Origin of the sequence: Paraprevotella clara YIT 11840, assembly GCF_000233955.1 — a bacterium.
In the GTDB taxonomy this organism is placed as follows: Bacteria; Bacteroidota; Bacteroidia; order Bacteroidales; family Bacteroidaceae; genus Paraprevotella; species Paraprevotella clara.
On sequence record NZ_JH376597.1, the window covers coordinates 481,776 to 506,170 of the forward strand.

11 protein-coding genes are annotated in these 24,395 nt (G+C 50.4%); 8 read left to right on the forward strand and 3 right to left on the reverse strand.

Annotated features, from left to right (window positions below; translation table 11 throughout):
* Nucleotides 1-37 precede the first annotated feature (37 nt).
* From HMPREF9441_RS08030 to HMPREF9441_RS08045, 4 genes are all read left to right on the forward strand, one after another.
* On the forward strand, nucleotides 38-3,973 hold the full coding sequence (locus HMPREF9441_RS08030) for a hybrid sensor histidine kinase/response regulator transcription factor (protein WP_244949692.1): 3,936 nt from the start codon (nucleotides 38-40) through the stop codon (nucleotides 3,971-3,973).
* A 185-nt stretch (nucleotides 3,974-4,158) separates the two neighbouring features.
* Entirely contained in the window at nucleotides 4,159-6,744 is a 2,586-nt protein-coding gene (locus tag HMPREF9441_RS08035) for an alpha-L-arabinofuranosidase C-terminal domain-containing protein (protein ID WP_008620041.1), read from the forward strand.
* 29 nt (nucleotides 6,745-6,773) lie between these two features.
* Nucleotides 6,774-11,273, forward strand: coding sequence for a rhamnogalacturonan lyase family protein (locus tag HMPREF9441_RS08040; RefSeq protein ID WP_008620043.1), 4,500 nt, complete (start codon nucleotides 6,774-6,776; stop codon nucleotides 11,271-11,273).
* A 74-nt stretch (nucleotides 11,274-11,347) separates the two neighbouring features.
* Nucleotides 11,348-14,995 (forward strand): hypothetical protein, encoded by a 3,648-nt coding sequence (locus HMPREF9441_RS08045; protein ID WP_244949693.1) that lies wholly within the window; start codon nucleotides 11,348-11,350, stop codon nucleotides 14,993-14,995.
* Between the two features lie 331 nt (nucleotides 14,996-15,326).
* Here HMPREF9441_RS08045 and bla read toward each other — a convergent pair whose 3' ends face one another.
* The 3 genes from bla to HMPREF9441_RS08060 are packed head-to-tail and all read right to left on the reverse strand — an operon-like array spanning nucleotide 15,327 to nucleotide 17,405.
* A complete protein-coding gene (gene bla / locus HMPREF9441_RS08050) occupies nucleotides 15,327-16,229 on the reverse strand; it encodes a class A beta-lactamase, subclass A2 (protein ID WP_008620049.1) in 903 nt (300 codons plus the stop codon).
* A gap of 21 nt (nucleotides 16,230-16,250) precedes the next feature.
* Nucleotides 16,251-16,547, reverse strand: coding sequence for a DUF6965 family protein (locus tag HMPREF9441_RS08055; RefSeq protein WP_008620050.1), 297 nt, complete (start codon nucleotides 16,545-16,547; stop codon nucleotides 16,251-16,253).
* A 6-nt stretch (nucleotides 16,548-16,553) separates the two neighbouring features.
* Nucleotides 16,554-17,405 (reverse strand): patatin-like phospholipase family protein, encoded by an 852-nt coding sequence (locus HMPREF9441_RS08060; protein WP_008620052.1) that lies wholly within the window; start codon nucleotides 17,403-17,405, stop codon nucleotides 16,554-16,556.
* Between the two features lie 96 nt (nucleotides 17,406-17,501).
* Here HMPREF9441_RS08060 and HMPREF9441_RS08065 point away from each other — a divergent pair, with 96 nt between their 5' ends.
* From HMPREF9441_RS08065 to HMPREF9441_RS08080, 4 genes are all read left to right on the forward strand, one after another.
* The gene (locus HMPREF9441_RS08065) at nucleotides 17,502-18,905 is read left to right on the forward strand and encodes an aminopeptidase P family protein (RefSeq protein ID WP_008620053.1); all 1,404 of its coding nucleotides are present in this window, start codon (nucleotides 17,502-17,504) and stop codon (nucleotides 18,903-18,905) included.
* Nucleotides 18,906-18,926: 21 nt separating this feature from the next.
* Nucleotides 18,927-20,135, forward strand: a complete 1,209-nt coding sequence (locus HMPREF9441_RS08070) for a C1 family peptidase (RefSeq protein ID WP_008620054.1) — start codon at nucleotides 18,927-18,929, stop codon at nucleotides 20,133-20,135.
* Between the two features lie 180 nt (nucleotides 20,136-20,315).
* Nucleotides 20,316-22,040 (forward strand): single-stranded-DNA-specific exonuclease RecJ, encoded by a 1,725-nt coding sequence (recJ, locus tag HMPREF9441_RS08075; protein WP_008620055.1) that lies wholly within the window; start codon nucleotides 20,316-20,318, stop codon nucleotides 22,038-22,040.
* Between the two features lie 18 nt (nucleotides 22,041-22,058).
* Nucleotides 22,059-23,966 carry a RecQ family ATP-dependent DNA helicase gene (locus tag HMPREF9441_RS08080; protein WP_008620056.1) on the forward strand — a complete coding sequence of 636 codons (1,908 nt, stop codon included), beginning with the start codon at nucleotides 22,059-22,061 and terminating at the stop codon, nucleotides 23,964-23,966.
* The last annotated feature ends 429 nt before the right edge of the window (nucleotides 23,967-24,395 follow it).

Genomic DNA, 24,395 nt, shown 5'->3' on the forward strand with positions numbered 1-24,395 from the left:
CCGATTCCATCTGCATATTTAACCTTAATTTCAACAAATGATGAATAAAGCACTGCACCATTCCATAACTTGCATGTTCCTCATCATCGTCTTTTTCGCCGGAGCATACAAACTTCAATCGCAAAACATAGGGCGGTTCGAGTTGCCTCATTACGACCAACTCCCCAACAGACAAATCAAAAAGATATTCCAAGACTCGGAAGGGCTTATATGGTATTGTACGGAAGACGGTTTATGCCGCGACGATGGTTACAACATTCAAATCTTCCGCTCCGACTTCAAGACACCGGATGTAATTAAACACAACCACATCACTTGTATCACAGAAGACCTTTCCGGAAAAATCTGGTTCGGCACTCTGCGCGGAGCTTATATTCTGGACAAAAACGACTACCGCATCACGCCCATAGAAGGCTACGGCTTCGACTCATGGAGCATCGATGAAATCAAAGCGACCTCCGATGGTTTGGTCTACATTGCCACCAACAATAAAGTGTACCGTTTCGATGCCCGTTCCACCCGCCTCACCCACAGCTACGATATAGAGTGGCAAGGTGTACCGAATAAAGTCTCGTTTTTTTTCGAAGACCCTCAAACGCACAAATTATGGGTTACATTGCAAAAAGGCGGACTATGTTGGTTCGACAAGCAACAAGAACGTTTCGTTCCCTTCTATTGGCCGTTCGAGACTCCTCCCACCGCATTGGTACGGGACAAGAGCAACCATTTCATCTGGCTTGCCACATACGGCAACGGACTCTTCCGTTTCTGCCCCGATGCCCGAAACAGCAGCAGCATTTATGTCCCCATACGGGAAGAAGCCCTGGGAAGTCCTTCCGCAAAAATCATCTATAACCTGTTGCAAGATCCTGCATCGGGTGACTTGTGGACAGGAAGCGGCGACGGCTTGTGCCGCTACAAGACCTATCCTGACGGCAGTTTGGAACGATTGAGTACACCTCCGTCCTTACAACTGGAAAACAAGGTCTTTGCGTCAGCCATGTTCGACCATGAAAACAACCTGTGGGTTGCAGGAGACATCCATAATTCTTTCATCCTTTCTTCTTTGGATTCCGCCATCCAACGCTATAGCACGCAATCTCTCCAGAGATACGGAATCCCTACTAACATGGATTTGCTGATACACGAAGACAGCCTCATCTGGTGCCTGAATAAGCAAAAGCAGCTTTTCGCCTACTTTCCAAGTAACGGAAAAGTATTCACCAGCAAGCTGTCCCACAGGCGAACCACCCCTTTGCTGGCGAAGGTACGCAACGGAAAAGGCATCTATTGCATCCTGAAAGACAACATCGTAATCCGTCTTACATTCGAGCATAACGATATACACGAAACCGAAATCGTGAATATGATTTCCGTGGCCGAAGCGGACGAACACATCCGTACACTTCACGAAGATGCTTACGGACAACTCTGGATCGGCACTTCCCGAAATTTATATCGGTACTCCCTGTCAAGTCATAGATTGGAAAAAATATGGGCATCCACTCGCATGATAAATGATATCGTCACGGACGGACATACCGCATTCATCTCCACCGAGAACAACGGACTGCTCGTCATAGAGGGGCAAGGAACGAAAAAAAGAATAAAAATAGCCGAGAACGGTCTCGGATTAGCCCTGCAACCTGGAGAAATCCTGTGGATCAGCACAGCCAAAGGCAATATACTCCGTTACGACCTGCACCGCAAAACCCTGCATTCCATGGATCGGGAGTGCGGACTGAACGGCAACAGCATCTATAACATCACGACCGACCGCAAAGGAAAACTATGGATTCTCACCCGGCAAAACGTCACGATATTCTCTCCTGAAAAACAAACATTCAGTACGTTGCGCGCATCGTCTCCTCACATCGACATGGAAAACTTCCTTTGTATGTACAAAGATAGCGACGACAGCTTCTACATCGGAGGACAAAACGGCTACTTGTCTGTCCGAACAAACGCTTTCTCGGACAAGAAAAAAGAAAAAGATTTCTTGCCGCGTCTTACCGCCGTCACGGTCAACTCCCAAACAAGACCTATATCTTCTGCTACAACGACCTTGAAACTCCCTCCTTCTGCACAAGATCTCACGCTACACCTTTCCACGTTCACGCCCCTGCACAGCCAGAATATCCGTTTTGCGTTCCGGCATGCCGGTCGCCACGAAGAGTGGAACGTCCTTCCGCAAGGACAGAACAGCATCCACCTGTCACAACTCTCCAAGGGAGACAACAGCCTCGAAATCAAATCTACGGATGCCAACGGACATTGGAATGAAACGCAGAGCCAAATCCTGCATATCTACCGTGCACCATGGTGGTACGAAACTTATGCCGCCTATTTCCTATACGTTTTGGGAGCCGTAGCCGTGCTTTTCATATACATTCGCCATGTACTGAAACGCCAACAAGCCAAAAACCAACAGGCAGCCCAGAAACAAATGGAAGAGATGAAATACCGATTCTTCACCAATATCAGCCATGAACTACGCACGCCACTGACACTCATCATCGCGCCATTGGAATACCTACTGAAAAAGGAAGAGAATCCCGACACCAGAAAACAACTGAAAACCATCGACCGGAATGCCCACAACCTCCTGTCGTTAGTCAACCAGCTACTTGATTTCAGGAGAATCGAGATGAAAGGAGAAACATTGGCTTTAGAAACTTTCAACCTAAAGGATATGCTATCGCGTATTTATGAAAGTTTCCTTCCCATGTCTGAAGAAAAGAATATCCGTTTTGACTTTCATTGCCACCCGGAAACCTTTCTTGTCACTGCGGACAGCCCCAAAATAGAAAAGGTGGTGAACAACCTGCTGTCCAACGCATTCAAATTCACTCCTCAGGGAGGACACGTGACCTTAAAAGCCTATCCGGAACCTTCAGACGGGAGAGAGATGGCTGTCATACAAGTGGAGGACGACGGTATCGGTATCCCGACCGAAGAGCAGACACATATATTCGAACGATTCCATCAGGCGAGCTCCCATAAGGGCAATACAGGAAGCGGTATAGGGCTAAATGTCGCCAAAGAGTATGTCCAAATGCACCATGGGAAAATCAACGTATCAAGCAGTCCCGGAAAAGGGAGTTGTTTTACCGTCCGTATTCCCGTAGGAAACATTAGCCACGTACCGTCCCCGCTTCTCCCCACAGCTCCGCAACAAGGGAATCCGATGGACAATCCCCCTTTGCCCGTTGATTACACCGTCCTTCCTAAAATATTATTGGTAGAGGACAACAACGATTTCCGCCATTATTTACAGGAGGAACTCCGTCGCCACTTTGTCGTATTCGAAGCTTCGGACGGAGAAGAAGGCGAAGCTGTAGCCTTGCAACAAAAACCGGACATCATCATTACCGATTTGATGATGCCTAAAATGGACGGTATAGAACTTTGCAAACGAATCAAACACAACATCGACGTATCCCATATTCCCATCATATTACTCACGGCCAGTGCCAGTATGGAAAATGAAGAACGGGGTTACAAAGAAGGTGCGGACGCGTATATGACCAAACCGTTCAAATGGGAAATCCTGACTGCCCGCATTCATAATCTTCTTGCGCAAAGGCGGCAGCAACAAAACGAATTCAAACAAAACGCCGAGGCCGAAGCCAAGGACGTTACCATATCGCCGGCCGATGAAGATTTTCTGAACAAGGCTTTACGGTTCGTAGAAAAGAATATGGATAACTCCGAATATTCCGTAGATGAACTTAGTGACGACATGGCCATGAGCCGGGCAACCTTATTCCGCAAGATGCGTTCTGTTATCGGTATGTCTCCCACTGACTTCATAAGAAATACCAGACTGAAACGCGCCGCCCAACTGATTACGGAGGGACGCCTGTCCGTCACGGAAATCGCATATTCTGTAGGATACAGCAGTCCCGGCCATTTCACCAAATCATTCAAAAAAGAATTCGGCGTACTTCCTACTCAATACCACAAAACTTAAAAGAACAGTTCCTTTTTCATAGAACGTAGGTTGCATGGGCTTTCAAATATATCAAAAAAAGCCGGAATGCAACCTACGTTCCATTCTTTGCAACGTAAATACCATTCATCCGCGCAAAAAATATCGACTTTTACGGTGACAAATTAAAATATCCATTAATCATAAAAAGCAGAAACAAGCGCACGATGAAAAAACTCTTATTCTTTCTACTCATCACAATCGGATTCTCCCTACAGCACAGCCTTATGGCGAACGAACCGGACTCTGCCTATGTCTTCGCATACGCAACCGATAAGAACGCCGGACGCAACGGCTTGCACTTCGCTTGGAGCACAGACCGGAACACATGGCACTCCATCGGTCCGGAACGCACGTTCTTACGAAGCGAATATGCCAGCGGACGGCACGGCAAACGAATGTTGTCACCTTATTTAATAAAGGGAAACGACGGGATGTGGCACTGCCTATGGAGCGTACATGAAGGATATGCCGTATTTGCCCATTGCACATCGACAGATTTAATCTCCTGGGGGCAACAGGCATTTCCAACTACAGGAAACACCGGTAATTGCATGAATCCTTCGGTTACATTCTCGCCCACCGGCCAAGACTATCTTATCACATGGAATAGCCTACAGGGGGAAAACACGAAAACCTACAGTTGCCGCACGAAAGATTTCCGTACTTACAGTATTCCACAAGCGGAGAATGTCGCCGTCCCCCATCGACAACAGGTCACAATCAACGGAATCACAGAAAGCGGAACCCTCCACCGTGTAGCATGGAACGAAGTGGAAGCACTCATACAAGCCGACAAAATGGCAAAGTACAAAGCCATCCAAAATGCGGAACGACTGGCCATCAACCCGGAGCTTTTCAAAGACACCATCACACTGAACGTAACGCTACGCCCCGAAGAAAGCAAGAAAATCAGCGATATGCTCATCGGAGTTTTCTTTGAAGACATTAACTACGGGGCGGACGGAGGACTTTATGCCGAACTCGTGCAAAACCGCGATTTCGAATATTCTCCGAATGACATCGGTCGTGAAGAGAACTGGACGGCCACCAATTCGTGGAGCACGGGTGGAGAAGGCCTTTCGTTTGACATAGATACCGTGGCTCCGTTGCATACCCACAATCCCCATTATGCCGTTTTGGACATTAAAGAAAAAGGTCATGGGTTGGTTAACGACGGTTTCGACGGTATTCCCGTCAAAGCCGGAGAGAAATACGACTTCTCGGTTTTTGCCCGCAGTACCAGCAACAAACGGGGAAAAATCATCGTAAGACTACTTGACGAAGACGGAAAAGTCATCGGCGAAGCCCGCACCGGCAAGATTTCCAAAACATGGAACAAGCTCACGGCCGTGGTAGAGGCTACCGGCTCCGCCGTAAACGGACGCATCGAGGTTATCCCGGACATGGAAGGCGAAGTGAATTTGGATATGGTTTCCCTCTTTCCCCAAAAGACATTCAAAAACCGGAAGAACGGAATGCGTGCCGATCTGGCCCAAGCCATTGCCGACATCCGCCCCCGATTCGTTCGCTTCCCGGGAGGATGTGTGGCTCATGGCAACGGATTGGATAATATATACCATTGGGAAAACACCATCGGCCCGTTAGAAAGCCGCAAACCCTTGCGCAACCTGTGGGGCTACCATCAGACCATGGGGCTTGGCTATTATGAATATTTCCAATTCTGCGAGGACATCGGGGCGGAACCGCTGCCCGTCGTTGCAGCCGGTGTGTGTTGCCAGAACTCTTCCATCGGAGGCGCAGGTCAAATGGGCATCCCCATGGAAGAAATGCCGGAATACATAGAAAGCCTACTGAACCTCATCGAATGGGCTAACGGCGACCCGTCCGAAAGCCCATGGGCCAAGATGCGTGCGGAAGCCGGACACCCGAAACCCTTCAACCTGAAATATCTCGGTGTGGGCAACGAAGACCTCATCACGCCTGTGTTTGAAGAACGTTTCACCATGATATTCAAGGCTATCAAAGAAAAGTATCCGGAAATACAGGTCGTAGGTACCTCCGGCCCCTTCAGCGAAGGCCCGGACTACGTGGAGGGATGGAAGGTAGCCAGCAAGCTCGGTGTCCCCCTCGTGGATGAACATTACTACCAACCTGCAGGATGGTTCCTCAACAACCACGATTATTACGACCGCTACGACCGTTCCAAACCCAAGGTTTACCTCGGAGAATATGCTACACATATCCCCGGCAAAGGCAATAACATCGAGACCGCCTTATTGGAGGCTTACCACCTGATAGGCTGCGAACGAAACGGCGATATCGTCAGCATGACATCATACGCCCCGTTGTTGGCCAAAGACCGACGGACAAGATGGCGTCCCGACCTGATTTATTTCAACAACATGGAAGTCAAGCCCGGTACGAGTTATTACACTCAACTCCTCTTCGGACAAAACTCCGGGAATGAATATATTCCTTCCGTGCTCACCCTGTCGGATAACCGTGACGATGTACGCAAACGCATCGGCATATCAGTAGTGAAAGACAGTCTGAGCCAAGACCTCATACTGAAAATCGTCAACCTCCTCCCGGTCAAAGTACAGGCTAACATAGACCTTGCCGCTTTGGGCATCACCGGAAAACAAGATGCCACGAAAACCGTATTGAGCGGTATGCCGGACGATTGGAAGGCTCGCCCTGAAACTTCGCCCGTCGCCATGGAACCTCAATACTGGGATGAACTGCCTGCCTACTCGCTGACAGTCGTCAGATTAAAAAGCAAACCGTAAAAAAGGGACCATTCATTAAACTTAAAATCATGAAAAAGAAATTACTATTATCTATGTGGGCTGCCTGCTGCCTCACGGCACAAGCCCAACGTATGATGGAAGACCTCAACCGGGGACTCGTAGCCGTACAAACGGAAAAAGGCGTGTTCACCAGTTGGCGTATCCATGGCACGGAGTATTATGACACACAGTACAACCTTTACCGCGACGGCAAGTTGGTAAATCCGGAACCGTTAGACGTATCCAACTTCACCGACCCCGAAGGCACGGCCTCATCCACCTACACGGTAAAAGCCGTAGTACGGGACGAAGAACAAGATGCCTGCGAACCTGCCGAAGTGTGGGACAAACAGTATCTGACAATCCCCATGGGCAAGATGTATTCCCGGCGAGGAACGGACATCACGTTGGACTACTTCCTAAATGATGCCACAGCGGCAGATCTGGACGGAGACGGAGAAATGGAAATCATCGTGAAGCGACTACATAACAACGACGGACTTTTCTATCCGGAAAACGACAGCGCATTCACATTCTTCGAGGCTTACAAGTTGGACGGCACGCGGCTGTGGCAAATAGACATCGGCCCCAACATGATCAGCGCAGGTGAAGTGGAAACCAACATCACGGCTTTCGATTGGGATGAAGACGGAAAGGCGGAGCTGCTGATGCGCGCCATGGACGGCACCATAGTCTATGCTTCGGACGGGACAAAACAAGTAATCGGCGACCCGACCAAGAACTACCGCGACAGCGTGCTGCACACAGCAAACATGACATATTCCATGGCGGGCGAGGAATACCTTATATATATGGAGGGAGCCACAGCCAAACTGTACAACCCGGCCATGCAATTCCCCCTCAAACGGTTGGAGAACGGCGAGACGGACCTGAACGCCGCATGGGGCGACGGTTACGGCCACCGCGCCAACAAGTTCTTTTTCGGTGCGCCTTATCTGGACGGCCTCCATCCGAGCATCTTTCTGGCACGCGGCATCTACACGCGCCACAAGATGATTGCCTACGATGTGAATCCGGAAACCCACGAACTGGTGGAGCGTTGGAGGTGGCTCAACAATGAACCGGGCAGCCCATGGTTCGGCGAAGGATACCACAACTTCGGCATCGCCGACGTGGACTGGGACGGACGCGATGAAATCGTCTACGGCTCGATGGTCGTAGACGACAATGGCAAAGGACTTTCCACAACAGGTTACGGCCACGGCGACGCACAGCATTGCAGCGACTTCGACCCCTACCGCAAAGGACAGGAAATCTTTGCTTGCAATGAGAACAAGGCCGGTGCCAACTACCGCGATGCGACTAGCAGCCGAGTCTATTATTGGTACCAACACCCGCAAGACTGCGGCCGTTGCATGGCCGGAAAGTTTACCGAAGAGTTCATGGGCAGCCAGATGGCAGCCGGAAGGTCCGGCACCGTCAGTTCGGTAATAGACGAAGCCCTCCCCAATGCCACAGGCCTCTTAGGTGCCAGTTTCCGCATCTATTGGGACGGGGATTTATGCAGTGAATCATTGGACGGCACCAACCTCACCTTCTACAACGGTACCATTACCACGCTCGAAGGCATCCATTCAAACAACGGAAGCAAAGGCACGCCTTCCCTTCAGGCCGACATTTTCGGAGACTGGCGCGAGGAAGTCATCAATCCGTCCACCGACGACCAGTCGCTGATCATCTACACCACAACCATCCCGACGCCTTGGCGAAACTATACCCTGCTGCACGACATGCAATACCGGCAGGCCATCTGTTGGCAGATGTGCGGTTACAACCAACCGCCCCACGTCAGTTACTTCATGGGAGAGACGGAAGGATATACCACCACCCCTCCCCCTTTGATGACCAACGGGCGCACGGAAGTGAAAGATGCCATTACAACCGCCCAGAACGGACAGCACGTGTTATTGGCCGATCCCGAGGGCGGAGAAGTGACAGTCGCCGAAGGCGCATCGCCTTACATCCTCACCGTCAACGCCTTCTCCCATACGGAAGGACATGACAACAACGACAACATCACCACTTCCTACTCCACCTATACGCTCAAAGGCGGTACGTTTGGTGGAGACATGCGCTTGGTGAAACAAGGCGAAGGCATCCTGAACCTGAGCGGCGAACAGACCTATTCCGGCCCGACGGACCTTTGGGGCGGCATCGTGAACTTCACAGGAAAACTCCCCAACAGCCGCGTATGGATGAACCGCTTTGCCGAATTAAACGCCAAGGCTGACTTCGGAAAGGATATCAAGATGGAATACGCCTCCGTGCTCCGCGTAGGAGGAACGGGAGAAGCCGCCACCATCCACGCTGACAGTGTGACCATGCGGTACGGCGCCGTCATGGAATTCGACCTCTATTCCGAAAACACCCAGGCCGACCGCATCGTGTTGGCCAAAGGCCTTTCCCTGGAAACCCTCAACCGAAGCGACGGTCCCGAGTTCCAAGCACCGATATTCCGCTTTACTCCTCACTATCAAAACGGGAAAAACGTGATGGCAGCCGGAAGATACCTCATCGCCGAAGTGAAAAAGATCGACGGCAACGTAGATGACATCCTCCTTCAGGGACTGGAAACTCAAAAATGCCACTTGGAATACGAAAACGGCCAAATATTCCTCGTCATAAAGGAAACGAGAGATGCCACACAAGTGTATTGGGACGGTACCCACACGCTCAATGAATGGAACCTGAATGAAAACGAAAACTTCAACAATGCGGGAGAAGCCGACATCTTCGTTTCCGGCGACGACGTGATATTCGACGATGCGGCCACTGACGCCTCCGTCCGCATCAACGAGAACCTCTACCCCCAAACGGTGACATTCGACAATGACACGAAAACCTACAGCCTAAGCGGCAACGGCGGTATCAGCGGAGAAACGGGACTGACCAAGAAAGGAAACGGAACATTGGTCATCACGAGCACGAACACCTACACGGGAAAAACAACGTTAGAAGGAGGCGTCACTGCCGTCTCGGCTTTGGCCGACTCCATCGTCCGCAAAGGAGCTTTGGGGTGCTATACCAAAGAAATAGGGAACTTTGAAATCAAGAACGGCGCCACCTTGCGCAACACAGTAGCCATTCAAAACGGAGTGCCCATCACCATCGGTGAAGGGGGAGCCGTCTTCCAGACCGACGGCGAACTGACTTTGAACAAGCCTCTATATGGCAATGGCAACACTTTGACCAAAACCGGTTCGGCCAACCTGATACTGTTTGCTGCCGACAACCTGAAAAAGACCTATCTGAAAGAAGGCACGCTACAGGCCAAAGGAGAAGGCGTGCTCTTCGGCGATACACTGATTTTCATCGGTAATGCCACTTATCAGGACTTTGACGACGGCAACACCTACAGCCTGAACCTCAATAATCTCAAAGTGGAAGAGGGCGTGACGGGCACGATGCGATGCGACAGCCGTTGCGAGAACCGCATCAAACTTTTCGGAAAAGGTACGCTGAAAATATACGTGCCGTGGATCCGTTCGGATTTCACAGGCGACTGGTCGGCTTTCGAAGGTACGGTAGAACCTTCCAACCCCGACAACTGGTTCGCCTTGAACAACAGCTATGGCATGCCCAAGGGTACGCTAAACATCCCGGAACGTACCACTGTAAGCAATACGGCCAAACCTTACACCCTTGGCAAAGTGACCGGAAAAGGAACCTTAACCGGCGACAACAACACTTGGCGTATCGGTTCGTTGAACGAAGATTTCTCTTTCCAAGGCAAGATAGAAGGCACCGGCACGCAACTGATTAAAGTAGGGACAGGCAAAATGAGCCTTACAAATATCCACAGTTTCACCGGAGACTGCACGGTGCAAGAAGGTACGCTCCTCATCAATAACGCATCGGCAGCCGAAGGCATGCTGGGCACAGGCAGCGTCACAGTTAAAGCCAACGGAACCTTCTGCGGTCGCGGCAAACTGAATAACGGCGCGTTCACGGTGGAAAAAGACGGCCTGCTGTACCCCGGCGTTTCAGAAACCGCGACTACCGGTACGATAGACTTTTCGGAAAACTCCGTTACCATAGACAAGGACGGTATCCTCTCGCTGAACATCGCCAGCAAGACGCGTTGCACCAATCTGACCGGTGTCAAAATACTGAATCTGTATGGCATACTCAGACTACATGTCCGCGAAAGTCTTTCGTTGGAAGCAGGCGACGAGTTCCGTTTGTGGGAGGCCAACCGCACGCGTACCCGTACCACTACAACATTTGAACTGGACAGCCCGGGCGAAGGACTGGAATGGGATACGACCGACATCGAAGACGGTATCGTCCGCGTGAAGCTAAGCACCTCCGTCGACGAAATCCATGCCGACGAGAAAGTCACTTGCGAAGTCTTCACCGTAGGAGGTGCAAAAGTGGGTAGTTTCACCTGCGCCCGCAAGGACATCCGCCGTACATTGAAACAAAGCGGAGCGGCTCCGGGCACCTACATGGTGAAAACCATTCAGGGCAGTTCAACCGCCACAGAGAAAATCAGCATCGATTATTAAACTCCATTCGTGCAGGGGAAAGATTTCCCCTGCCGATATAAAAACCAAACTTTATCCATTTAAAAACAAACATTATGAAAAACAGTTTACTGACGGCCATAGCTCTTTGCTGCGCCACATCTTCTACCATGCCTTTGTGGGCATCCGCGTACGAAAATCCGAAGTTGGAAACCGTAGAGCCGAACTTGGCTACCGACGGAACCGGCGGTGGAGTGTACTACGTCTACCATGTAGCCACAAACAAATTCCTCACGAACGGCAATGATTACAACACGAGACTCAGCGTAGGCGACACGGGGCAGGAAGTCACACTGTCTTACGGTGAGGAACGCGCTCCCCTGATGGGCAAAGAACCGGTAGTGCCCGGAAAAGGATGGACTTTCAATATGTTGAAAGCGCAAAGCAACTCCGGTTTCCACGAAGTCTACGCAGGCAGCGAGACAGGAGCATGGGTGGACTGCAATGAACAAGGACACACCCTATGGCAAATCCTGCCGCAAGACAACGGCTATTACCGTATCAAGATTGTAGACCAGGATGCCCAATACGGATTAAGCTCCGCCAACGCTTTGACGATGAACGGTATGTGGGGCACAGACGGTGTAGAATCGACCATCGTATATCCTTTCATCGACCCTTCTCAAGAGGGATACCAGAACGCAGAAACAGACTGGCAGTTCGTGGAGCCGGAAGCATACGAGATTTATCAGGCCAAGAAACTCCTCCTACAGCAACTGGAAACCGCCAGCGAAACAGGCTACGCCGACGTGTCGGCTTACGAAACCGTATACAACGACGATAATGCGACGACAAAACAGGTACAAGAAGCTGCCGAACAACTGCAACAAGCCATCGCAGATTACCAACTGTCCATCGTGGACGAAGAACATCCGGCTGATTTCACCGGAAGAATCCAAAACAACGCATTCGAGTCCAACACCGATCATTGGGACATCAACGGTGAAAGCGTAGGTTACCAAGCTACGCTCTACGCCACCCAAGACCGCCAATACGAGATGAAGAACTTCGTGGAAAGATGGGTTAGAGGAGGCGGCAACCTGGGTAACTCGATGGACGTTTCGCAAACCCTGAGTGATCTGCCGGCCGGAAAATACCGTCTCTCGGCCAATACCATCGGTTACCAGCAAGGCGACATGGCTCTTACGCCGGAAGGAGTCTATATTTACGCCCGCGTACAAGGGGCTGAATACAAAGGCGAGGCACACACACTGGAATTCGGTGCCATCAGGGGTAACGACGGCTACGTTACCGACGCACCGACCCCACGGTTGGCTACTTTGGAATTCTTCCTGGCGGGCGGAAACCTCACCGTCGGTTTCAAAACCGAAAACACGAATTGCAACTGGGTTTGCGTAGATAATTTCAAACTGGAATACTTAGGACTGGAAGAAGGTGGATTAGCCCGACAACTGGCTCAGACCATCACCGATGCCCAAACATTGAAAAAAGGATACGACGATGCCCAAATCAAATATTCGATAACCAACGGAGAGAAATTCGACCAAGCACTCAGTCTGGCCCAGCAAACTTCAGGAACAGCCGGTGTGGACGAAGCGACTTTAGGCGAAGTCCTTAACGGCCTGATGCTCGCCATGGACACGCTGAACCTCGACGTGGCCGCATACGAGAAACTGGAAGAGCTGACCGGAGAGCTGAATGAAGCTTACGACGCCAGCCCTTACTCCGAAAATGGCCTGATTTCATACGAGGATTTCTTGTATGAACTGGAAGAAATACACGACAACCGGACTTTCAATCCCTTGGAAATAGACAGCATCCAACCACGCGCCGACCGCATGTTCAAAGCCTGTGTATGCGAAGCCCTTATCGCAGGCGACACCCAGAATGCCGACGGGATGGCCTCTAATTTAGACTTCACCGGAAGCAATTCGGGATGGACCAAAACCGGTGACGGAGATTTCAAATACGGCAACAACGTGGCCGAAGTATGGCAAGGCTCCTCTTTCGAAGTGTACCAGGAGCTCACCGGCCTACCCAAAGGTTCTTACACGATTTCCGTGCAAGCTTATAACCGACAGGGCGCAAATGCAGACATTGCCTCTTCTTATAATGCTGCAGATCCTAAAAAAGATGTCCTTTCTTATCTTTTCGGAAACGATGCAAAAGAAAAACTTCATCACTTATATGAATACCACTACGCCTCAAAAGAAGAACTGGCCAACAATGCCGTACAAATATCCGGTACCGGTACGGAACTCGACGGACAATGGGTACCCGACGGCGTAGCCGGAGGAGAGGCCGCCTTTGCTTTCAACGACCGTACCGACTATACGACCACTATTACATGCTATGTGGGCGAGGACGGTAAACTCCGTTTCGGTATCACCATGCCCACCGGACCGAATTCCAACAACTGGACGCTGTTCGACAATTTCCACATCCAATATCTCGGCGCGACCGACATGACGGGCGCCGTGAGCGCACTCAATGCCAAAATAGCAGAAGCCAACGCCGCACTGGCAGACAAAGCCATTACGACGGAAGAGGCTTATCACACACTGGAGCAAGCTATCCAAGATGCCCGGAAAGCTTTGGAAAGCGACCTGACCGAGGAAATCTACACCGCACAGATTAAGGCTTTGGACGAGGCCATCACTTTGAACCGGAGCTCAGTAGAAAAGGTAGAGACGTTGCACCAAACGGCCCTTATGTATGACGAACAAATCAACAGCGGAGCTTTTGCCGATTACGACGAGGGCATATTGGCCAACGTGGTTTACGAAGTCTTGGATGTCTTCACCCAAAACGGGAAGTTCAAAGACATCCCACAGACCGAACAATACATTGTCGAGATGAACGAAGCATACAATCAAATGGTGTACGAAGGCATCGACGTGGGAACGGCTTCCAAAGACACCCCGACCGATGTGACGGATATGCTCATCAACCCCGACTTCCAGCAAGTATTCGAGGAGAAGGACTCCGTTGCATTCACCGATGCCGGCTGGACAACGGAATTTACGAACGGCATAAAGGAAGCGAACGACTCCGTATTCGAATTCTACAATACCGACACGTGCCACATCTACCAAAAGATGTACCGTCTCCATCCGGGATATTACAAAGTGACGCTCTACGGATTCTACCGCGCAGGCGAGGCCGACGTGGCCGCACTGGCCCGCCGGGAAGGCGAAGAACAGCAGAACGCCAAGGTATATGCCGAAACGGAAAGCGCCAACTACTCGAAACCCTTGCCTTCGTTCTTCGAATGCGTACAGAACGGCAAATTCACAGCGACCGATATCGTGCTGCCGGACAGTCTCTTCCCCAACTCGGGACGGGTGTACAATTGCGTCATCAACGACCGGAAAGGCGCCCGTACGGCCATGAATCAGGGATATTATGAAATGGAATCGTATTTCTATGTCAAAGAAGGTGAAACGGTTCGTCTCGGCGTGCAAAAAACCGACACGCTCGTCAACGACTGGGTACTCATTGACGATTTCCACTTGTATTACCTTGGCGATGGAGAGGCAAACAGACCCGAAGGTTTAGACGACGTAGACATCAGCGACGGCATCAGCGACAACGTAGCCGATGAAAAGAGTACCGTGGTCGGTACCGCATGGTACAACCTGAACGGTATGCGCATATCTCGTCCGACACAACGGGGCATCTACATCCGTGAGGATAAGATGAGCGACGGCACAAAGAGGACTTTAAAAGTGCTCTTCAAATAACCAGATAGTATGGTTTTTCATTATTGAAATTAGGATTAAGTTAATGATTGAACAGGGGCCGAAGTGATTCGTTCCCTGTTTTTTTATTTACATCTTTCCGTTCGGTAGAGAACGTCGAACCGATAAGAGCAGAACGGTAAATCAATCTCAGGCGAATGAAAAATCAATCTCAGCCAAACGATTTTTCATTTGGCGCAGAATGATTCAGCACTTGCAACATACTATTTTACAACAACTTACTACTTCTTAATTTGCGACATGGCAATCGAAACTTATTCTTTACAAAAAGGATGAAGCAAACTCTTGTAAGTTGCATCCCGCCCTCCTGATCTTAACGCTCCCCGCTTACATACCGGTATACAGCCTCCGAAACATCGGCTATAATCCGGGCTGTGGCCTGTTCGCTTTCTTCCGAATCGCGGACCAACACGGCAATACTGTAACGACGCCCGTCCGGAAGAAAAACAAAACCGATATCGTTTGTCCCGATAATCTGTCCCTTTCCGTTACGGTCGCCCGTACCTGTCTTGTGCCCGATAACTGCCTTCGTACCGGCAAGCGGTGCCGGCAGACGGTCGCGACCCGTCTGGCAGGAAATCATGGTTTGCTCTATGAAATCCCGGTATGCTCCCTTAGCCGCCTTACCCGAAACCAGCCATTCCAACAAGCGTACCGCCTCTAACGGAGTCGTCCAGTTCCGGTAACAATCCGCCAGATTGCGGTGCATATCGTCCTCCGTGGCTTCAATGGCAAAATCCCGCAAGCCCATGCTGCGCAAATACTCATCCGTAGCAGCCGGACCTCCGAACACCCGGAAAAGGATGTCGCAGGCATTGTTGTCGCTCAGGTGCAAAGTGTACTTCAAAAGTTCGCCCACGGAAAGAGACAGGTTTCCTTCTGGATATTTGTCCCGTAACGGACTGTACGTATCCGGGCGCAAATCGTCCGGCCGGATATACACCAACGTATCGAAAGAAACGCCGCGCCGCCCGCAAGCGTCTGCCACAGCCAAAGCCTGGTGGAACTTGAACACGCTCATCATGGGGTAGCGCACGTCATTGTTCACCGTCAGCGTGTCGCTCCCGTCCACTATGACGGCTATTCCGACTTGCGCCTTCTTGTCCGCCACCATACGTCGCAACTGTTCCTGCAAATCTCCCCACCCGGCCTGCAATGCCAACACCGGACAAAGGCACAAAACGCCCGCCCATATTGTCCGTATCCGCTTTTTCATCCGTCTTTCCCCTTTTACGATTTACTCCAGACCTTGTTCTTTCAACCGCAAACGAATCAAGTCCAGATGGGACATATATCCACTGAAAGTCACGGATATGTTCTCCTTATGTACCTTCAGCACCGCCAATAGGGCTTTCACCGTGCGCGGAAGGTCGGAAGCCGCCGTCGCCTCGTTCAGTTGCAATGTCGCGGGAAGGCGGTCCATCCGTTCTTCAAACCAACGCGTCAACTCGTCCACTTCCTGTTTCGTATATGCAGGTTTATAAATATGCGGATTCTTTTCCACCGCAGGCTTCTGTTCTTGCTCTTCTGTCATCTTTCGTCATTCATTAAAAATACACGTTCCTAAAACCGTCTCGGCACAAGCATATCCTTCTTCGTACAAGGCCGTCAGTTTCCCGATATTGTCTTCAAGCCGGTCCACTTCGAGTTTTTCGAGCGGACGCACCACCAGAACCTTTCCTTCATCCTCGAGTTGCTCTATCAACTCCAATTGGCGGTTGTAGCACTCGCACCTGTGACTGAGCGCCACTCGCAGACGGGGAAAACGGCGATAAATAAAAGAAGGAATACGGATGTCCCGGCCCGTCTTGCGATAACCGCGGTTGCGCGTCAGCACGACCACGTTGCGCTCATAACCGAGCGACATCGCCCGCTCCACCGGTATGGAGTCCACGATACCGCCGTCGAGCATCGGCACGCGGTCTACGACGACAACCGGACAGACGTAAGGCAAACTGCTTGAAGCCTTGGCTATCCGTATCAACCGGTTGTAATTCTCTTTCTCCGACAAATAGTCGGCACGCCCCGTCAAGCAATTGGTAGTCACCATCTCGAACACTCCGGGATTGGCCCGGTAAGCCTCGAAATCGTAAGGTACGATACGCTCCGGAAAATCCTTATACAGCAGTTCCTGGTTCAGGATGCTATGCTGCGTCCACAAAAAACGCATACCGATGTATTTGTATTTTTTGAGCATGTCGATATTGCTGTACTTCGCCCGTCCGCGCTGACGGCTCATATAAGACAAGCCATTGCACGCCCCTGCCGACACAGCGACCGTGTAGGGAAAATCAATGTGGTGGTCCAACAGCCAGTCCAGCACCCCGCATGTAAAAACTCCGCGCATGCCCCCGCCTTCCAGCACTAAACCCGTATGCTTGTCTATCTCCATAATTATTCCTAATTTACGAGTAAAGTTAATGAAAATCCCAAATGAAATCAGTATTTTTGCATACTTTATTAAATGTTTTATCTTTAAGCTACGTTTATGTTATTTGACAAAGAAACATATACAGCCCGACGCGACCGGCTGAAGCGTAAGGTGAAAGAAGGCTTGATATTGCTTTTCGGAAACAACGATGCGCCGTCCAATTATCCGGCCAACGTATACAAATACCGGCAAGACAGCAGTTTTCTTTATTTTTACGGACAACACCGCGAAGGACTCGTGGGGGTAATCGACATAGACAACCACAAGGAATATCTGATTGGCAATGATATCGACATTGAAGACATCGTATGGTTCGGTGCCGTGGACAGCGTGGCCGACCTCGCCGCACAAAGCGGCGTGGAACACAGTGCTCCGATGAGCCGTCTGGAAGAACTGGTAACACAAGCCCGCACCCAAGGCCGGAAAATCCATTTCCTGCCTCCTTACCGTCACGACCAGATGATTCAACTCATGGACCTGACAGGCATACATCCTTCACGGCAACGCGAGGAAGCATCGTTGGAACTCATCATGGCGGTCATCGACCAACGGGCTGTGAAAACGCCGGCCGAAATAGAGGAAATCGAACGGGCCTGTGCCATCGGTCATGAGATGCACACGACGGCCATGCGCCTTTGCCGCCCCGGAGTGAGCGAACAATACATCGCGGGCACCATCAGCGGTATCGCATCGGCCAAAGGGTGCATGACCAGTTTCCCCACCATTCTTTCCATGCACGGGGAAATCATGCACGGATACCCTTCTCCACGTCCTTTGGAAGACGGACGGCTGATGCTTTGCGACGCAGGAGCGGAAACCAATGAGAACTATTGCTCGGACAATACGCGCACCACTCCCATCAACGGCAGGTTTACCTCCCGCCAACGGGACATTTACAGCATCGTGGAAGCTTGCCATGACCACGTATTGGACATCGCACGCCCCGGTGTAAAATGGTGGGACGTGCACATGAGCGTAGCCCGCCTCATGACCGAGCGCCTGAAAGAACTCGGCCTGATGAAAGGCGACACGGAAGAAGCCGTACGCAACGGAGCGCACGCCATGTTTTTCCCGCACGGCCTGGGGCACATGATGGGCATGGACGTACACGACATGGAAGGGCTGGGACAGCGATATGTGGGCTTCGACGACGAAGTGCAGCCGTCCACGCAATTCGGTACGAACTGCCTGCGTTGCGGACGCCGCCTGCAAGAAGGTTGGGTCATGACCGACGAACCGGGCATTTATTTCATCCCGGCTCTGATCGATGAATGGAAAAGCAAAGGCATCCACAAGGATTTCATCAATTTCGACCTCCTGGAAACTTACAAGGATTTCGGGGGCATCCGCATAGAAGACGACATCCTGATTACAGCAAGCGGTTGCCGCATGCTGGGACATGAACGCATCCCGTACCACATGGACGATGTGGAAGAGTTTATGGCACAAAGGACTAATTAATGTATCACTAAAATATCCGAAATGAAAAAACAACTTTTATTTATCGCATGTGCTTGTTTGTCACTTGGCGTATCGGCTAAGAAACACGTGGAAAAAGCCGACACCGGTTTCGTCTTTACCACGGTGAAAGAAAACCCTATCACCTCTATCAAGAACCAGAATCAGAGCGGTACGTGCTGGTGCTTCAGCACACTGTCTTTCTTCGAATCCGAATTGCTCCGCATGGGAAAAGGCGAACATGACCTTTGCGAAATGTTCGTCGTACATAAAACCATGGAAGACCGTGCAGCCCAAACCGTCCGTACACACGGCGATGTTTCGTTCGCGCAAGGAGGAAGTTTCTACGACGTGATTTACTGCATGCAGAACTACGGTATCGTACCGCAAGAAGCCATGCCGGAGCCGGGTACGCTCTACGGCGACACCCTGCCCAACCACAATGAGGTGGACCTCGTAGCCACAGCCTTTGTAGATGCTTTGGCCACGAGCAAATTGAAGAAGCTGTCTCCCGTATGGAAACAGGCTTTCAGCGGTATCTATGATGCTTACTTGGGCAAATGCCCCGAAAAATTCACTTACAAAGGCAAGGAATACACTCCGCAAAGCTACATGCAGTCGTTGGGCCTGAACATGGACGATTACGTATCCCTGACTTCTTATACCCATCATCCGTTCTACAAACCGTTTGTCATCGAAGTACAAGACAACTGGCGTTGGTCGCTGTCTTACAACCTGCCGATCGACGAATTGATGGAGGTATTCGACTATGCCATCCACAACGGATATACCATCGCATGGGGTTCGGACGTGAGTGAGACGGGGTTCACACGCAATGGTATCGCCGTGATGCCGGACGTGAAGCAGGCAGAAGACCTGGTAGGTTCGGACGCTGCACGTTGGCTCGGATTGAGCAACAACAGCAAACGTGCGGAAATCGTCAAGAAACTGACTTCCAAACCGCTTCCGGAGGTAAAAGTCACTCAGGAAATGCGTCAGACGGCTTACGACAACTGGGAAACGACGGACGACCACGGCATGCAGATTTACGGTATCGCCAAAGACCAGAACGGAAAAGAATACTACATGGTGAAGAACTCGTGGGGTGATGCCGGAACTTACAAAGGCATCTGGTATGCTTCGAAAGCATTCGTAGCCTACAAGACCATGAATATCGTAGTGAACAAGAATGCCATCCCCGAACCGATCCGGAAGAAATTGGGGCTGAATTAAAAAAGACAGAGGAACAGCCGCTTTCTCATAAAGAGAGTAAAAAGCTACCGCAGTTTTCCAAAAAAGATGGGGAAACTGCGGTTTTCTTATATTTTTTTCCTACTTTTACATGAATAACCGTGTGGCCTCGTGACAAGCCTCACGCCCGGAGATAGCATAAAAAGGAAAAAAATACATATAATGAACTATAAATGGAAATTAGAACCTCCTACACCGGAAAAACTGGAAGCGGCTGAGAGACTGTCCAAAGAGCTGAACATCAGCCCCATTCTCGGTCGTCTCTTGATAGAACGCAATATCACGACGGTGGCGGATGCCAAGAAATTCTTCCGTCCCTCGCTCACAGAACTGTACGACCCGTTCATGTTTACCGATATGGACAAGGCTGTAGAGCGTCTGAACAAAGCTTTGGGACGCAAGGAAAGAATCATGGTTTATGGAGATTATGACGTAGACGGCTGCACGGCTGTAGCATTGGTCTACAAGTTCCTGCAACAATATTATTCCAATATCGACTACTATATCCCCGACCGTTACGAAGAAGGTTATGGCGTGTCGGTCAAAGGAATCGACTATGCATACGAAAGCGGTGTAAAACTGATTATCGTGCTCGACTGCGGCATCAAGGCCGTAGATGAGATTGCATACGCCAAAGAAAAGGGTATCGACTTCATTATCTGCGACCACCACGTACCGGACGAAATCCTTCCGCCGGCCGTGGCGATTCTGAATGCCAAACGGTTCGATTCAACTTATCCCTATCCCCATTTGTCCGGCTGCGGCGTAGGTTTCAAATTCATGCAGGCTTTCGCACAAAGCAACGGCATCGAGTTCAGCCAACTCATCCCGTTATTGGACCTTTGTGCCGTCAGCATCGCGTCGGACATCGTGCCGATTATGGGAGAAAACCGTATCCTGGCTTACCACGGCCTACGACAACTGAATGCCAACCCGAGCATCGGGCTCAAGGCCATCATCGACGTATGCGGCTTGTCGGAGCGGGAGCTGACCATCAGTGACATCATCTTCAAAATCGGACCGCGTATCAATGCTTCGGGACGCATACAAAACGGAAAAGAGGCCGTGGCGTTGCTCGTGGAAAAAGACTATCAGACGGCGCATGAAATGGCGGAACAAATCAACCGCTACAACGACATGCGCAAAGACTTGGACAAGTCTATGACGGAGGAGGCAAACAGTATCGTAGAGAAACTGGACAAACAAAGCGAACAACGGTCTATCGTCATTTACAACGAAGAGTGGCACAAGGGGGTCATCGGCATCGTGGCTTCACGACTGACGGAAATCTACTACCGGCCTTCGGTCGTACTGACCCGAACGGACAACCTGGCCACGGGGTCAGCGCGTTCCGTTTCGGGATTCGATGTCTACAAGGCTATCGAAAGTTGCCGGGATTTATTGGAGAATTTCGGGGGACATACGTATGCAGCGGGCTTGTCCATGAAAGTGGAAAACGTACCGGAATTCCACCGACGCTTCGAAGCTTACGTGGAAACACATATCCTGCCGGAACAGACTTCGGCCATATTGAACATCGACGCGCAAATAGACTTCAAAGACATCACGCACAAGTTTCACCACGACCTTAAAAAGTTCAATCCTTTCGGACCGGACAATACGAAACCGCTGTTTTGTACGCAACATGTATATGACTACGGAACGAGCAAGGTCGTAGGACGCGAACAAGAACATATCAAATTGGAATTGGTGGACAACAAGAGCAACAACGTCATGAACGGCATCGCTTTCGGACAAAGTTCACAGGCTCGTTACATCAAGACCAAACGTTCTTTCGATATTTGCTACACTATCGAAGAAAATACGCATAAACGAGGTGAAGTGCAGCTTCAGATAGAGGACATCCGCCCCTCCGGTAAAGAATAAGCTTCACGGGATCCTCGCATGGAAGACGTTTATCTGTCCATATTGAAAAAGTATTGGGGGTATGACGGGTTTCGCGGCATACAACGGGAAATCATAGAAAGTATCGGAAACGGACGGGATACTTTGGGGCTTATGCCTACCGGAGGAGGCAAGTCCATTACATTCCAAGTACCTGCGCTCAGCCGTGACGGCATTTGTATCGTGGTCACTCCGCTTATCGCTTTGATGAAAGACCAGGTACGTAACTTGCGCGGAAGAGGCATCAAGGCTGCTGCCGTCTATTCCGGACTGTCACGTGAGGAAATCCTCGTTACGTTGGAGAACTGCATTTTCGGCAATTATAAGTTCCTCTATGTATCCCCCGAACGGTTAGCCTCGGATATCTTCCTCGCAAAGGTGCGCCACATGCCCGTGAGTTTCCTTACGGTGGACGAGGCGCACTGCATCTCCCAATGGGGCTATGACTTCCGGCCTTCGTACACCCGGATTGCGGAAATCCGTAAAATCCTGCCGGACATCCCGGTTCTTGCCCTGACGGCCACGGCTACACCCGAAGTGGTCAAGGACATCCAACGCCAGTTGGCTTTCAGGGAGGAGAATGCTTTCCGTATGAGTTTTGAGCGGAAAAATCTGGCTTACATTGTCCGGCATACAGAAGACAAGTTTGGGGAACTCATCCATATTCTAAACAGCACGAAAGGATCGGCCATCGTATATACCAGAAGCCGCCGGAATACCCGGGAGACCACGGAGAAGTTACAAGCTGCCGGTATGTCCGCCACCTTTTACCATGCCGGACTGAACGATGCGGAAAAAGACCTTCGCCAACATCAATGGCAAGAGGACAAAATACGGATTATGGTAGCGACTAATGCGTTTGGCATGGGAATCGACAAGCCGGATGTACGTTTGGTAATCCATCTCGACCTGCCTGACTCCATAGAGGCTTACTTCCAGGAAGCGGGGCGGGCCGGACGTGACGGCGCACAGGCTTACGCAGTACTGCTATACCAAAGACACGACCGTACACGCTTGATGAAACGTATCCCCGATACTTTTCCGGACAAGGATGCCATACGGGAAGTGTACGAACACATTTGTTATTATTACCAGATGGCCATGGGAGACGGTTATAACGTAACCCGCGAATTCGACCTGGACGAATTCTGCCGTAACTTCAAACACTTTCCGGTTCAGACCGACAGTGCGCTGCATTTATTGGAACGGGCAGGCTATATCGAATATACGGAAGAACAAGACAACGCCTCCCGCATACACTTTCTGCTCCGCCGCGACGAGCTATATCGCATTCATGAACTCGAAGCGGAACAGGAACAACTCATCCAATGGGTTTTACGCAGCTATGGAGGCGTATTCAGCGATTATGTCTTTATAGACGAACGGCGTATCGCGACTTTATCCGGCCTGACCACAGACCAGGTTTACCATGGACTATTGGCACTTGGCAGGGCCAGAATCCTCCATTACATCCCCCGCAAAAAAACGCCTTATATCACCTTTTCCTGTAAACGCATCGAAAAAGAACGTATCGTATTCCCTTCTTCCGTGTACGACGAACGCAAGAAAAATTTTAAAGAGCGGATTGAGGCCATGTTGTACTATGCCGAAGAGGCTGACTTCTGCCGTAGCAAAGTCCTTTTGCACTATTTCGGCGAAAAAGACGCACAACCCTGCGAACAATGTGACGTTTGCCGGATACGGAAATCTCATCCACATGCGGATGCTACGGACGAACAAATCATCGCGCTTATACTGGAGACTTTAAAAGACGGGCAGAAGCACAATTTGTCAGAAATGACCTTCCCGGGCATCTCCCGTGAAAAGACTGCACAACTTCTGCACCAAATGATTGAGGAAGAAACCGTACGTATTCAAAATGGCGTATTGTTTCTTCCTCATCCCTGAGAATTTCGTTCCTCAATATATACGGAACATACCCGCTATTCCACGATACAGTCATACAAAGTCGTTTTCACAATTAATTAACTGATAGTTTTCCCTACTGACAAAAGCTCTCAACTACAGGGTTTCCTACTCACGGACAGGCACTATCTACATACTCTTATCCTATTAGTTACCTAAAAATCAATCCATACCCGTTCCTAAATGAAGTCCCCAAAAAGTTAGACATAAAACTTAAAAAAATCAACCACAGGCATCAATCCGTTTTGCCAGCCGTAAACAGACACAATGAATTTTTGGGAGGTGTTCAGGATTCCGGAATAAATTCTTTCCATGCTCTTCATCTCTCCAAATAGTAAATCCCCTTGGATGAGAAAAAAGCTGAAAAGGACAAATAAATAAAAAGGGCACCGAAAGTCAACCCGGAATAGG

What these genes read in the sequence shown, in the direction of transcription:
- HMPREF9441_RS08045 (WP_244949693.1), top strand. Translation starts at nt 11,348, where the DNA reads ATGAAAAACAGTTTACTGACGGCCATAGCTCTTTGCTGCGCCACATCT.
- HMPREF9441_RS08070 (WP_008620054.1), top strand. Translation starts at nt 18,927, where the DNA reads ATGAAAAAACAACTTTTATTTATCGCATGTGCTTGTTTGTCACTTGGC.
- HMPREF9441_RS08030 (WP_244949692.1), top strand. Translation starts at nt 38, where the DNA reads ATGATGAATAAAGCACTGCACCATTCCATAACTTGCATGTTCCTCATC.
- HMPREF9441_RS08035 (WP_008620041.1), top strand. Translation starts at nt 4,159, where the DNA reads ATGAAAAAACTCTTATTCTTTCTACTCATCACAATCGGATTCTCCCTA.
- HMPREF9441_RS08060 (WP_008620052.1), bottom strand. Translation starts at nt 17,405, where the DNA reads ATGGAGATAGACAAGCATACGGGTTTAGTGCTGGAAGGCGGGGGCATG.
- HMPREF9441_RS08080 (WP_008620056.1), top strand. Translation starts at nt 22,059, where the DNA reads ATGGAAGACGTTTATCTGTCCATATTGAAAAAGTATTGGGGGTATGAC.
- recJ (WP_008620055.1), top strand. Translation starts at nt 20,316, where the DNA reads ATGAACTATAAATGGAAATTAGAACCTCCTACACCGGAAAAACTGGAA.
- HMPREF9441_RS08055 (WP_008620050.1), bottom strand. Translation starts at nt 16,547, where the DNA reads ATGACAGAAGAGCAAGAACAGAAGCCTGCGGTGGAAAAGAATCCGCAT.
- HMPREF9441_RS08040 (WP_008620043.1), top strand. Translation starts at nt 6,774, where the DNA reads ATGAAAAAGAAATTACTATTATCTATGTGGGCTGCCTGCTGCCTCACG.
- bla (WP_008620049.1), bottom strand. Translation starts at nt 16,229, where the DNA reads ATGAAAAAGCGGATACGGACAATATGGGCGGGCGTTTTGTGCCTTTGT.
- HMPREF9441_RS08065 (WP_008620053.1), top strand. Translation starts at nt 17,502, where the DNA reads ATGTTATTTGACAAAGAAACATATACAGCCCGACGCGACCGGCTGAAG.